We start from the raw sequence: 13,649 nt of genomic DNA, 5'->3' as shown, positions 1-13,649 counted from the left end.
GGGTCCCAAGCCCGCTCCCAACATATAGCGGTTCAAGACGAACCGAAGGAGACGATCATGACCGCAAGGATCAGGAGCGCAGCCCTGTGGGGTTCTGCGATGGCAACTGCTTTGGCCGTAACCGGCGCCGTATTGTATTTTGAACCCTCCTGGGACGCCCAGGCGGCCTCGACCGAGGTTACAGCTGCACCGCCGGCCGTGCCGGTGACAGTGACCACAGTCCAGCCCCATCAGGTGCATATCTGGCGCGAAGTCTCGGGACGCTTCGAGGCGGTAGACAGGGTCGAACTCCGGTCCCGCGTCGCCGGCGCCATCCAGGCGGTTCACTTCCGCGAAGGCGGGCTCGTCAATCAGGGCGATCTCCTGTTCACGATTGACCCCGAACCCTACCGCGCCGTCGTTGACCGCGCTCGCGGCGCCGTCGCATCGGCCGAAGCGAGACTGACCCTCGCGACAACCGAACTCGATCGCGGCACGGCTCTGCTTGCCCGCAATACGATTTCCGAGAGCGAAGTCGCACAGCGAAAGAGTACAAAAGCCTCAACCGAGGCTGAGCTCCAGTCTGCCAAGGCAGCCTTGAAGCTCGCCGAGCTCGATCTTGCCTATACCGAAATCCGGGCCCCGATTGCAGGCCGCATCGGCACCCTCGACGTCACGGTCGGCAACCTCGTCGCTGCCGGCCCCTCGTCTCCGTCGCTCGTCACCCTCGTTTCGGTCGACCCGATCTATGCAAGCTTCACCATCGATGAAGACCATCTGCGCGAGGTGCTCTCGACGCTGCCGGCCAATGATGCGGGCCTGCTCCTGGAGCAGATCCCGGTGGAAGTGGACGCAAGCGCCGATGCAGCACCCATCCCAGGGCGCCTGCAGCTGATCAACAACGAGATCGACGCATCGACAGGAACGATCCGCGTTCGCGCGGTTTTCGACAATCCCGGCGGTCGCCTCATCCCCGGCCAGTTCGCCCGCATTCGGCTGGGCCAGGCAGAAGCGCAAGAGCGCCTGACGATCAGCGAACGCGCCGTGGGCACCGACCAGGACAAGAAATTCGTCTTCGTCGTCGCAGCCGACAACACGGTCAGCTATCGGCAGATCGAATTGGGGGCCGCGGTTGATGGTGAACGCATCGTCGAAACCGGCTTGGAAGCAGGAGACCGGATTGTCGTCAGCGGCCTGCAGCGCATTCGTCCAGGAGCGGTGGTCGCACCGCAGGAACAGACGGCGTTGAAGAACTGATCCGCCGGGTGCCGGCAGCGGCGCATTCCATGCCTTCGGCATAGCGTCGTGCCAGCACCTCGACTCCACGCATGAAACTCAAGTCGCCTCCCGCAATCCTCATTGCGGGATCGCTCTTCCCTTGTCTGCCTTATGGGTCCTCAGATGAATTTCTCCCGCTTTTTCGTCGACCGGCCGGTCTTTGCCGCCGTGCTTTCGATCCTCATTCTTGTCGCCGGCCTGATTGGCCTCAGGGCCCTTCCGATTTCGGAATATCCGGAGGTCGTGCCGCCGTCTGTCGTCGTGCGTGCCGTCTATCCGGGCGCCAACCCGACCGTGATTTCGCAAACGGTGGCAACGCCACTGGAAGAGCAGATCAACGGCGTCGAAAACATGCTCTACATGTCGAGCCAGGCAACCTCCGACGGCGTGCTGACCCTCACCGTCACCTTCCGTCTTGGCACCGATCCGGACAAGGCTCAGCAGCTGGTGCAGAACCGCGTCGCCCAGGCCGAGCCGCGACTACCGGCGGAAGTCCGTGCGCTCGGTGTGACGACGGTCAAGAGTTCACCCGATCTGATGATGGTGGTGCATCTCGTCTCGACCGGTGATCGCTACGACCTGACCTATCTGCGCAATTACGCGACGCTGAACGTCAAGGACAGGCTGGCCCGTATCGAAGGCGTCGGCCAGGTGCAGGTCTTCGGTGCTGGCGACTATTCCATGCGCATCTGGCTTGATCCGCAAAAGGTGGCGGAGCACGGTCTGGCCGCAAGCGACATCACCAACGCCATCGCCCAGCAGAACGTCCAGGCCGCCGCCGGCACGATCGGCGCCTCGCCGTCGCTTGAAGGCGTCGATCTGCAATTGAACATCAATGCACGGGGCCGCCTTCAGACCCCGGAAGAATTCGGTGCAATCGTCGTGAAGTCCGGCCCGAACGGCGAGATCACCCGACTTGCAGATCTGGCACGCATCGAGCTGGGGGCCGCCGAATACGCGCTCCGTTCGCTTCTCGACGGTGAGCCGGCCGTCGCCATTCCGATCTTCCAGGCGCCTGGCTCCAACGCCATTGCCATATCCGATGCCGTGCAGCAGACGATGACCGATCTGCAGCAGGCGATGCCTGACGGTGCGCGCTTCGAGATTGTCTATGACACCACGGAGTTCGTGCGCGCCTCGATCGACAAGGTCGTCGATACGCTTCTCGAGGCGATTGCGCTCGTGGTGCTCGTGGTGATCCTGTTCCTGCAGACCTGGCGTGCCTCGATCATCCCCCTGATCGCCGTCCCCGTCTCGATCATCGGCACCTTCGCGGTCATGTATGCCTTCGGCTTCTCGATCAACGCGCTGACCCTGTTCGGTCTCGTGCTCGCGATCGGGATCGTGGTGGATGACGCGATCGTCGTCGTGGAGAATGTCGAACGCAATATCGAAAACGGGCTCTCTCCCCGCGAGGCTACATACCGCGCCATGAGAGAAGTCTCCGGACCAATCATCGCGATTGCTCTGGTGCTCGTTGCGGTCTTCGTGCCGCTCGCTTTTATTACCGGCCTTTCAGGCCAGTTCTATCGTCAGTTTGCCCTGACGATTGCGATATCGACGGTCATCTCGGCGATCAATTCGCTGACCCTGTCGCCGGCGCTGGCGGCTCTGCTGCTCAAGGATCATCACGCGCCGAAGGACCGGCTGACCCGTATCATGGATAGCCTGCTTGGCTGGTTGTTCCGGGGCTTCAACCGCGCCTTTGGAGCCGCATCCAGTGGCTATGGCCGCACGGTCGGCGGCCTGCTTGGCCGCAAGAGCCTGGTGATGGTGATCTATCTCGCCTTGGTCGCCGCAACATACGGCATGTTCACCACGGTACCCGGCGGTTTCGTGCCGGCGCAGGACAAGCAGTATCTCATCGGTTTTGCCCAATTGCCGGATGGCGCAACGCTCGACCGCACGGAAGAGGTCATCCGCCGGATGAGCGATATCGCGTTGCAAGAGCCGGGCGTGAAAAACGCACTCGCCTTCCCCGGCCTGTCGATCAACGGCTTCACCATCGGCTCTAATGCCGGGATCGTCTTTGCCGTTCTCGACGACTTCGAAGAGCGTAAAGATCCGTCCCTGTCCGGTGGCGCGATCGCCATGGCACTCAATCAAAAGTTCGCAGCCATTGATGGCGCCTTCATCGCCATGTTCCCGCCGCCACCCGTCAACGGCCTCGGCTCGACCGGCGGCTTCAAACTGCAGATCGAGGACCGGGCCGGCTTCGGTTATGAGACGCTCGACGAAACGACAAAAGCAGTCCTCGCCAAGGCCTACCAGACGCCAGAGCTTGCGGGCATCTTCTCGAGCTTCCAGGTCAACGTTCCGCAGCTGTTTGCCGATCTGGACCGGGTCAAGGCACAGCAGCTCGGCGTCTCCGTGACTGACGTCTTCCAGACGCTGCAGATCTATCTGGGCTCGCTCTATGTCAACGACTTCAACGCCTTCGGCCGTACCTACAGCGTGCGCGTCCAGGCCGATGCCCAGTATCGCGCCAAGCCCGAAGACATCGGCCAGTTGAAGGTGCGCTCGGCAAGCGGCGAGATGATCCCGCTCTCCGCCCTCCTGAAGGTCGAAACGTCAACGGGGCCGGAACGCACCACGCGTTACAACGGCTTCCTGGCCGCCGATATCAACGGTGGCCCCGCCCCTGGCTTTTCCTCAGGCCAGGCCCAGGTGGCAATGGAAAAAATCCTGGAGGAAACCATGCCCGCCGGCATCGATTTCGAATGGACGGACCTGACCTACCAGCAGATCCTGGCCGGCAATTCGAGCATCATCGTATTCCCGCTTGCACTCCTGCTCGTCTATTTGGTGTTGGCGGCGCAATACGAGAGCCTCACCCTGCCGCTGTCGATCATCATGATCGTGCCAATGGGCGTGCTCGCGGCTCTGGTGGGTGTCTGGTACACGGGCGGGGACAACAACATCTTCACGCAGATCGGCCTAGTCGTCCTGGTCGGCCTGTCTGCCAAGAACGCGATCCTGATCGTCGAATTCGCGCGAGAGCTCGAATTCGAGGGCCGGACGCCGTTCCAGGCAGCGATAGAAGCCAGCCGTCTGCGCCTTCGACCGATCCTGATGACCTCGATGGCCTTCATCATGGGCGTGATCCCGCTTGTCGTATCGACCGGTGCGGGTGCGGAGATGCGCTCCGCCATGGGTGTCGCCGTCTTCTCGGGTATGATCGGCGTCACGCTGTTCGGCATCTTCATGACGCCGGTCTTCTATCTGCTGGCACGCTTGCTTGCCGGCAACAGGCCGCTGCGTCAGCACGCCAGCGAAGACATGGAGCAGACGAACATTTCTACGGCAAGCTAAGCTGCCTGAACACTCGTCCGGCCATCTGCTCATATGATGCGATGGCCGGACGTCCCACAAGCGATTGTCCCATTATAGGCGTCGCACAGGAGGGGCTGCCACGGTGTGGAGTTCGCCTCGTTAGCTACCAACCAAAAACGAACAGACCAGAACCTGAAATCTCAGCCGGTCCCGGGCCATCCTCGCCGCGGAGGTTGCCTACTGCGCCCTCGGCTGAATTGAAAGCCACGTTACCGATGGCGCGCCCCTCACCAACCCTCCACATGGCTCAAAGGTTTTCCTTGAGCAGAATTTCAATGCGGATCTTTTCCTGTGCGGCGAGCGGCTCGCGGGCATCTGCGCGGGCGCGCATGATGCGAATTGCGCTGCGGACCGCATGGCCCGGATCTTGGGCGATCACGGCATCGATGCGGTCGTCCCGAAGCGCCTGTTCGGTAAACGGCGTTCGCTCGTGCACGACCACGGCGATGCCCCCGAGCTCGACGTTTCCGGCGGCAGCCAGTATCGGCACGCGAGCCTCTGAGCTCAACACATAGATGCCAGAGACGTCGCGATTGCCGGCCAGCACGCGGGCCATCACCTGCCGGCTCCTTGCCTCGTCGGCATGGGTTTCAATGGACGGCAGACAGGTCAGATGCGGAAAGGCACTGTTGATCACATGGTCGAAGCCTAGGCGGCGCTGGATGCTGTCCAGCGACTGCATGGTCTCCGCGATCACCATGACCTTTCCCGGCTGCGGCCCCGCCAGCATGCCCATCAGCTTGCCCGCGGTCGCACCCGCCGCAAAGTTGTCGATGCCGACGAAATCAGCCTCTGGCAGCTTTTCCTGACCGGACAGGAATTGCACCACCTTGATGTTGCGCTCCAGAAGCCGCGCCATGGCATCGCGCACCTGAGGCGATTCAGGCGCCATGACCGCCACGCCGTCCACCGTCTCCTTGTCGAGGCTGGAGAGAAGCTTTGCCACACCATGCGCATCGTCGATGCCGATCTGGCGATACGCGATCTCGGTAAGGTCGCCCTTGAGCGCACCCGTCAGCTCCTCAACATGACGCAGCAGTTCCTTGAGGTAGAGATCGCCGCTTGCCGGCAGCAGGAAGAGGAAGCGGTAGACCTTGTTGCGGGCAAGGCTGACAGCAGCCGGATTTCGGATAAAGCCGATCCGCTCGATTGCGTCATTGACCAGCCGCGCGGCCTTGGGACTTACGTTCGGCCGGTCGTTCAAGACGCGGTCGACGGTCGCAAGGCTGACGCCTGCAGCCTCGGCCAGATCTTTCGCTGTTGGACGCATGAAGCCTTCCTGTTGATTTCCGCCGTCCAGAGCTTTCCTTCAAAATGGCACCAAACGCAAGAATTGATGTGCGCACCTCAAAAATTGCTTGCCTTGAGGTGCGCACATCAATTAGCTTCCATCTCGGTTCGGGGGGAGATGCATTCACTGCAGCCCGTTCCGCTGGAGGAGGCCGGCCAGAGATCAGGGTCCGGAGCCGGCATGTGGCCCGCAAGGGCGTTTCGCCATCCGTAGGAGACCGGACGGCGCTGGGAGGATGACATGATGAAATCGCTTTACATGAAAGGCCTGCTTGCTGCCGGTACGGTCGCCTGTTCGATGAGTGTCGGCACAGTGATGGCGCATGCCGACGAAAAGGAACTGACGCTCTGCTGGGCCGCATGGGATCCGGCAAACGCCCTCGTCGAACTCAGCAAGGACTTCGAGGCGTCGTCCGGCATCAAGATGAAATTCGAGTTCGTGCCGTGGCCGAACTTCGCCGACCGCATGCTCAATGAACTCAACTCGGGCGGCAAGCTCTGCGATCTGATGATCGGCGACAGCCAGTGGATCGGCGGCGCCGCCGAGAACGGCTGGTATGTGAAGCTCAACGAGTTCTTCGACAAGGAAGGCATCAAGATGGATGCCTTCGTACCGGCAACCGTCACAGGCTATTCCGAATGGCCGAAGAACACCCCGAACTACTGGTCGTTGCCCGCCTTCGGCGACGTTGTCGGCTGGACCTATCGCAAGGACTGGTTCGAACGCCCGGAAATCCAGACAGCCTTCAAGGAAAAGTACGGTCGCGACCTGACGCCGCCGGCCACCTTCGACGAACTGAAGCAGGTCACCGAATTCTTCCAGGGCCGCGAGATCGACGGCAAGACCGTCTACGGCGCCTCGATCTACACCGAGCGCGGCTCGGAAGGCATCACGATGGGCGTGATGGACGTGCTCTACAGCTATGGCTTCAAGTACGACAATCCGGAAAAGCCCTATGAGATGGAAGGTTTCGTCAATTCCGAAGGTGCCGTGAAGGGCCTCGAATTCTACAAGTCGCTCTATGATTGCTGCGTCGCACCGGGCACGTCCAACACCTACATGGGCGAAGGCATTGACGCCTACAAGTCGGGTCAGGTCGCCATGCAGATGAACTTCGCCTTCACCTGGCCGGGGTTCGAGGCGGATCCGAATGTCGGCGGCGGCAAGACCGGCTATCTCGTCAATCCTGCAGGTCCGGGCGGCGAGAAGTTCGCACAGCTCGGCGGGCAGGGCATTTCGGTCGTCGCCAATACCGACAACATGGACGGCGCACTCGCCTACATCAAATGGTTCGCCCAGAAGGATGTACAGGACAAGTGGTGGTCCATGGGCGGCTTCTCGTGCCTTCGCGCCGTGGTCGAAGACCCGAACTTCGCTCAGAGCCAGCCTTATGCGCAGACCTTCCTCGACAGCATGGCAATCGTGAAGGACTTCTGGGCCGAGCCGTCCTATGCCTCGCTCCTCCAGGCATCGCAGAAGCGGTTCCACGACTATGTCGTCGCTGGCAACGGCACCGCGAAGGAAGCGCTGGACGGGCTGATTGCCGACTGGACGGAAACCTTCGAGGACGAAGGCAAGCTCTGACAGCAAAAGAGCTCGGCTTCCGGACCTGGGGTCCGGAAGCCGTTCCCTCAATCTCTCCCCCGGCAATGCCGGGGGAGCCCTCACAAAGCCAGCGTTGCCGCCGGCACCGACCTCTGAAACCTCACGCCGGCACAACCCGAACTTTGCCTCGTTGCCTCAAGGGACAAGGCACAGTGCGCGGCCGCCCTTTGGAAACGCCACACGGATCCGGAAGATGACCGATACCCCCGCAGACCGCCTCGCCCGCGCTACGCCAAAACCGGTCGCAAAACGCATCCGGGGACTGAGCGACCGGGCCATTGCCTGGATCTTCGTGGCACCCACGATCTTCCTGCTTCTTTCGGTCAACATATTCCCGCTGATCTGGACCATCCGTCTGTCCTTCACGAACTTCGCCGCGAACAAGCCGAATGCGGAAGTGAAATGGGTCGGACTGCGCAACTACACGCGCATCCTGACGGACGCCGACACCTGGGCGAACATGCAGACGACCGCCCATTTCCTCATCTGGACGATCTTTTTCCAGGTGCTGATCGGCTTCACCCTGGCATGGCTGATCAACCGCAAGTTCAAGGGCAACGATCTGGTGACGACACTGATCGTCATCCCGATGATGCTTTCGCCCGCCGTGGTCGGCAACTTCTGGACCTTCCTCTACCAGCCGCAGATCGGCCTCGTGAACTACGCCGTCGAATTCCTGACCGGCATTCCGGCCGACAGCTTCTCGATGCTTGGCCCGGGCGGTTGGGCACGCTGGGCGATCGTCATCGTCGACACCTGGATGTGGACGCCCTTCGTGATGCTGATCTGCCTGGCGGGCCTGCGTTCCATACCCGACTACATCTATGAGGCAGCCGAGGTCGACCGCGCATCGAAGTGGCGGCAGTTCTGGACGATCACGCTACCGATGGCACTGCCGTTCCTGATGCTCGCGGTCCTGTTTCGCGGCATCGAGAATTTCCGGATGTTCGACCTCGTGGTCCTTCTGACCGGGGGCGGACCGGGGGACGAGACACTGCTCGCCTCGATCGATCTGAAGCGCGAGGCCTTCGAAAAATGGCGGACCGGCTATTCCAGCGCCTATGCGATTGTCCTGTTCGTCACGGTATTCGGCCTCGCCTCCATCTACGTGAAGGCCCTGAACAAGGTGAAAGAACGATGAGTGCTCATTCCGTCACCGAACCGTCGACCGCCTCGAAGTGGCTTGCCGGCATCCTCGTCGGACTTTACGCGGTGATCACGCTGATCCCTCTGCTCTGGATCATCTCGACAAGCTTCAAGTCCGGCCCGGATTCGATCAGCTATCCGCCGAAGGTCGTCTTCCAGCCGACGCTGGAAGGTTATGTGAACCTCTTCACGACCCAGTCGCGCCCCTCGGCAGACGATCTCGCCAAACTCCCGGCACCCACCACCTGGTACGACAAGATCACCCGGGAAAGGGGCATGATCATTTCGGGGCCCTCGCGCTTCGGGCAACGGTTCCTGAACTCAGTCATCATCGGCTTCGGCTCGACATTTTTGTCGATTTTCTTGGGAACGCTGGCCGCCTATGCCTTCAGCCGCTTCAAGGTGCCGCTCAAGGACGACCTCCTCTTCTTCATCCTCTCGACCCGGATGATGCCGCCGATTGCGGTCGCGATCCCGATCTATCTGATGTTCCGCCAGCTCGGGCTTTCCGACACCCACCTCGGCATGATCCTGCTCTATACGGCGGTCAACCTGTCGCTGTCGGTCTGGCTGCTCAAGGGGTTCATCGATGAAATCCCGCGCGAATACGAGGAAGCGGCACTGATCGACGGCTACACCCGCTTCCAGGCCTTTTACAAGGTCGTGCTGCCCCAGGCCGCAACCGGCATCGCCTCGACCGCCATCTTCTGCCTGATCTTCGCCTGGAATGAATATGCCTTCGCCGTTCTCCTGACGAGTGGCAACGCCCAGACGGCGCCCCCCTTCATCCCGACCATCCTCTCTGTCGGTGGCGGTATCGACTGGCCGGCGGTTGCGGCGGCTGCGACCCTGTTCCTCATGCCCGTGGTCGTCTTCACCGTACTGTTGCGCAAGCATCTGCTGCGCGGCATCACCTTCGGAGCCGTGCGCAAATGATGAACTTCCTTGCCCGCCTCAGCCGGTTTCGCCGGTCAGAATGGGAAATGCTCGCCTCGGCCCTGATCGCGCTCGGCGTGGTCATGCTCATGCAGCCGCTTTCGCTGACGCTCTTTACCTTCTCCTTTCCGGTGACGCTGATCGGAACCGTCATGTTCATCGTCGTCAGTCATTTTCCGGAGTAAGTCATGGCCCAGATTCGCGTTGAAAACCTGCGCAAAGACTTCGGAGCCTTCAATGCGGTGAAGTCGTCCACCTTCACCGTCGAGGATGGCGAATTCTTCATGCTGCTCGGCCCGTCCGGTTGCGGCAAGACGACGACGCTGCGGATGATGGCCGGCCTTGAACTGCCGACCAGTGGCGAGATCTACATCGGCGGCGAAGAGGTCGGCATGAAGCGCGCCAGCGAGCGCGACATCGCCTTCGTCTTTCAGATGTTTGCGCTGTATCCGCACATGAACGTGCGCAAGAACATCTCCTATCCCCTGGTCAGCCAAGGCATATCGCGCTCCGAAGTCGATCGCCGCGTGGCCGAAGTGGTTCGCATCCTGCAGATTGAATCCATCCTCGACAAACCGGTCGGTGGTCTCTCGGGCGGCGACCGCCAGCGCGTCGCACTCGGCCGTGCGATCGTGCGCCAGCCGAAGGCCTTCTTCATGGACGAGCCCCTCGGCGCACTCGATGCGGAGTTCCGCGAGCATATGGCAGAGGAGCTGCGCGCCCTGCATGACCGCATGGGGGCGACAACCGTCTACGTCACCCACGACCAGCTGGAAGCCATGCAGATGGGCGACAAGATCGTCGTCATGAACCATGGCGTCATCGAACAGTTCGGCAAGCCCCAGCAGATCTATGACTGGCCCGCAACCAAGTTCGTGGCGAAGTTCATCGGCTCGCCGCCCATGTCCTTCCTGGAGTTCGAAGGGGTGATCGACGAAGGGGGCAACACAGTGACGATTGGTGGATCCCGCATCGAGGTTCCCACATCTCGCGAAGGTCGCAAGGGGGCGCTCACGCTCGGCGTCAGGCCGGAACATGTCCACCTCTCGGACGCAGCCGCCCTTCGCGGACGGGTGGCCGCCGTCGAATATCTCGGCACCACCCAAATCGTCACGATCGAGACCGCCCATGGAGAGATCAAGGCGCGAACGGCGTCGAGCGATGCCATCCGAACGGATGCTTCCGTCGGGCTTGAATTCGATCGCCGCTCCCTCACCCTTTTTGATGCGAAAAGCGGGAGGGCACTGGTGTCTGAAGCGAATGAAGGAGTGCTGAGCCGTGGCTGAAGTCGTCCTTTCCAGCATCAGCAAGTCGTTTGGCACCACCCGCGCGCTCGACGACGTGACGATGACCATACCGGACGGCTCCTTCGTCGTGCTCCTCGGCCCGACCGGAGCCGGCAAGACCACGCTGCTGCGCCTGGTGTCCGGCCTCGATACGCAGGACGGCGGCGACATCAGGATTGGCGGAGAGTCCATGACGGGGCTGACGCCCGCGCAACGCAATGTCGCGATGGTTTTTCAGCAGTATTCCCTTTATCCCCACATGACGGTGCGGCAGAACCTCGAATTTCCGCTGAAGTCGCCGCTGCTGCGCACGCCGCAGGCAGAGATCAACCAGAAGGTGAAGGCGATCGCCGAGATGCTGCAGATCGCCCACAAGCTCGACAACAGGGCAACCGCCCTTTCGGGCGGCGAGATGCAGCGCGTTTCGATCGGCCGAGCCCTGGTCCGCAACCCGCAGATCTATCTGATGGATGAGCCATTGAGCTCGCTCGACGCGAAACTCCGCGCCGATCTTCGGGTCGAACTGAAGAACATCCAGGCCCGGTCTGGCGCCACCTTCCTCTACGTGACGCATGATCAGATCGAGGCGATGACCATGGCAACCCATGTCGGCGTGCTCAAGGAAGGACGCCTGGTACAGTTCGGATCGCCGCGCGAGATCTACGAAGCCCCGGTCAGCATCTATGCCGCGACGCGACTTGGCCAGCCGCGCATCAACGTGCTGCCCGCAAACCTTTTCCCCGGAGCACCGGCGAGAGCCCAGACGATCGGACTACGGCCCGAGCATATTCGTGCGGGAGAAGGCCAGGAAGCGAAGGTGATCCGGGTCGAGCATCTCGGCGATCAGACGCGCCTTCATCTCACGCTTGGGGAACACCCGATCATCACCGTCACCGATGCCCATACCGCCCTGCAGGGCGGCGACATCATCAAAATCCAGCCACACCAGCCGATCTATTTCGATGCGGCCGGAATGCGTCTCGTCTAAGGGAGGGTCTCATGTCTCAATTCCTCAACAGCAGGGAAAATGCCGTCACCGAGGCGATCGACGGTGTGCTCATGGCTTCGGCCGGAGCCTTGAGCCGTCTCGATGGCTATCCGCATATCCGCGTCGTGGTGCGATCCGACTGGGACAAGTCGAAGGTGGCGATCGTCTCGGGCGGCGGATCCGGCCATGAGCCGGCCCATGCCGGCTTCGTCGGGCGCGGCATGCTGACAGCGGCCGTCTGTGGTGATGTCTTCGCCTCGCCGAGCGTCGATGCAATCCTGGCTGCAATCCTTGCGGTGACAGGTCCGCTGGGCTGCTTGCTGATCGTCAAGAACTATACCGGTGACCGGCTGAATTTCGGTCTCGCAGCCGAGCGCGCCCGCGCCTTCGGGCTCAATGTCGGCATGATGATCGTAGACGATGACATCGCCCTTCCCGATCTGCCGCAATCGCGCGGCGTGGCAGGCACACTCTTCGTGCACAAGATTGCGGGGGCCATGGCGGAAAACGGCGCGAGCCTCGACGCCGTCATCGACACGGCGCGGCGGGTGATCGCCAATACCCGCTCGATCGGCATTTCACTCGACACCTGCACGGTGCCCGGCTCGCCGAAGGAAGTCCGCATTCCGAAAGGACGCGCCGAACTCGGTCTTGGGATCCATGGCGAGGCCGGTGTCGAGCAGATCGACTATGACGGCGTCCGGGGCGCGGTGGCCGCCATGGCGGAAAGGCTCGCCGCTGGAATGGAAGAGAAGCCGCATGTGGTGCTTCTGAACAATCTCGGAGGCACGTCCGTGCTTGAGATGGCTGTTGTCGTCAACGAACTCGTCCAGTCGCCGATCGGCGCGCGCATCTCGCATATCGTGGGGCCGGCATCGATGATGACCTCGCTCGACATGCATGGCTTTTCGATCTCCGTCATGCCGGCGGAAAAGGCCGATCTCGATTTGCTGGCCAAGCCCGTCGGGCTTGCAGCATGGCCGGGCGTGACGGCCATCCGGCCCGTCAACATTGTCGCCCTGCCCGACGGACTGACCCCGATCGCGCCACTTGCCTCGCAGCATCTGCCGACCCGCCAATTCCTCACCGAATGCTGCAAGCTTCTGATCGATGCCGAAAAGGACCTCAACGCCCTCGATGCCAAATCCGGCGACGGCGATACCGGCTCGACCCTTTCAAGCGCTGCACGCGCCCTGATCGAGGCCCTCGATCGGCTGCCGCTTGCCGATCACACGCAGTTGTTGCGCGCCATGGGCCAGGAGCTCAGCCAGACGATGGGCGGCTCTTCCGGCGTCTTGCTCGCGATCTTCTTTGCCGCAGCAGGTGATGGGGCCTCGAGTGGGCTTGGAATGCGCGACGCGCTCAAAGCTGGCCTCGCCCGCATGCAGGAAATCGGCGGCGCAAAGCTCGGCGACCGCACGATGATCGATGCGCTCTCGCCCGCACTAGACGCCTACGACAAGGGTTTTGCAGCAGCAGCCAGTGCGGCCCGCGCCGGAGCCAACTTGACCGCAACCTATGTCAACGCCCGGGCCGGCCGAGCGGCTTACATAAACGCCCGGCAGCTCGAAGGTCACATCGATCCCGGCGCAGAGGCAGTCGCCCGTCTTTTCGAGTTTCTTGCCCTTCGACATAGCAGGTCATAGGGCAAGCCCGCAGATTCATGGCATGAGGCAGGGGCCGGATCGGACGGTGCCATCCGACAACCTGCCGACCACGCCTGTCCGGCCTTCAACCGTTAAGTCCGCAATCACGTCCTCTCCGGCGAATGTTCAAAGGGATCACATGTGCCTTGAAGACCCAACGA

At 61.8% G+C, this 13,649-nt stretch carries 10 protein-coding genes; 9 read left to right on the top strand and 1 reads right to left on the bottom strand.

Going from position 1 to position 13,649, the window contains the following annotated elements; all coding sequences use genetic code 11:
• The first annotated feature begins 57 nt into the window (after positions 1 to 57).
• Together AC02Y0_RS00565 and AC02Y0_RS00560 are read left to right on the top strand one after the other, a co-directional pair.
• Positions 58 to 1,236 carry an efflux RND transporter periplasmic adaptor subunit gene (locus AC02Y0_RS00565; RefSeq protein WP_476381555.1) on the top strand — a complete coding sequence of 393 codons (1,179 nt, stop codon included), beginning with the start codon at positions 58 to 60 and terminating at the stop codon, positions 1,234 to 1,236.
• 144 nt (positions 1,237 to 1,380) lie between these two features.
• Positions 1,381 to 4,569, top strand: coding sequence for an efflux RND transporter permease subunit (locus AC02Y0_RS00560; RefSeq protein WP_476381553.1), 3,189 nt, complete (start codon positions 1,381 to 1,383; stop codon positions 4,567 to 4,569).
• 268 nt (positions 4,570 to 4,837) lie between these two features.
• On the opposite strand, the gene AC02Y0_RS00555 is transcribed toward AC02Y0_RS00560, so the two are convergent.
• On the bottom strand, positions 4,838 to 5,860 hold the full coding sequence (locus AC02Y0_RS00555) for a LacI family DNA-binding transcriptional regulator (protein ID WP_476381552.1): 1,023 nt from the start codon (positions 5,858 to 5,860) through the stop codon (positions 4,838 to 4,840).
• A 318-nt stretch (positions 5,861 to 6,178) separates the two neighbouring features.
• On the opposite strand from AC02Y0_RS00555, the gene AC02Y0_RS00550 reads away from it, so the two are divergent.
• The 7 genes from AC02Y0_RS00550 (at position 6,179) to AC02Y0_RS00520 (ending at position 13,488) form a co-directional block, all read left to right on the top strand.
• Positions 6,179 to 7,465 (top strand): ABC transporter substrate-binding protein, encoded by a 1,287-nt coding sequence (locus tag AC02Y0_RS00550; protein ID WP_476383921.1) that lies wholly within the window; start codon positions 6,179 to 6,181, stop codon positions 7,463 to 7,465.
• 214 nt (positions 7,466 to 7,679) lie between these two features.
• Complete coding sequence (locus AC02Y0_RS00545) at positions 7,680 to 8,627, top strand: carbohydrate ABC transporter permease (protein ID WP_120275944.1); 948 nt, start codon at positions 7,680 to 7,682, stop codon at positions 8,625 to 8,627.
• Positions 8,624 to 9,568, top strand: a complete 945-nt coding sequence (locus tag AC02Y0_RS00540) for a carbohydrate ABC transporter permease (protein WP_476381550.1) — start codon at positions 8,624 to 8,626, stop codon at positions 9,566 to 9,568. Before AC02Y0_RS00545 ends, AC02Y0_RS00540 begins: the two co-directional genes overlap by 4 nt.
• Positions 9,565 to 9,753, top strand: a complete 189-nt coding sequence (locus AC02Y0_RS00535) for a hypothetical protein (protein WP_476381548.1) — start codon at positions 9,565 to 9,567, stop codon at positions 9,751 to 9,753. Before AC02Y0_RS00540 ends, AC02Y0_RS00535 begins: the two co-directional genes overlap by 4 nt.
• Positions 9,754 to 9,756: 3 nt before the next feature.
• Positions 9,757 to 10,854 carry an ABC transporter ATP-binding protein gene (locus tag AC02Y0_RS00530; RefSeq protein WP_476381547.1) on the top strand — a complete coding sequence of 366 codons (1,098 nt, stop codon included), beginning with the start codon at positions 9,757 to 9,759 and terminating at the stop codon, positions 10,852 to 10,854.
• Complete coding sequence (locus AC02Y0_RS00525; protein WP_476381545.1) at positions 10,847 to 11,842, top strand: ABC transporter ATP-binding protein; 996 nt, start codon at positions 10,847 to 10,849, stop codon at positions 11,840 to 11,842. The genes AC02Y0_RS00530 and AC02Y0_RS00525 overlap by 8 nt, the downstream gene beginning before the upstream one ends.
• Positions 11,843 to 11,853: 11 nt before the next feature.
• A complete protein-coding gene (locus AC02Y0_RS00520; protein WP_476381543.1) occupies positions 11,854 to 13,488 on the top strand; it encodes a dihydroxyacetone kinase subunit DhaK in 1,635 nt (544 codons plus the stop codon).
• The last annotated feature ends 161 nt before the right edge of the window (positions 13,489 to 13,649 follow it).

Source organism: Allorhizobium sp. nf9_anc, from assembly GCF_056323085.1.
Note: the sequence above shows the minus strand (reverse complement) of the source record. Positions and strands in the feature narration are given on the sequence as shown.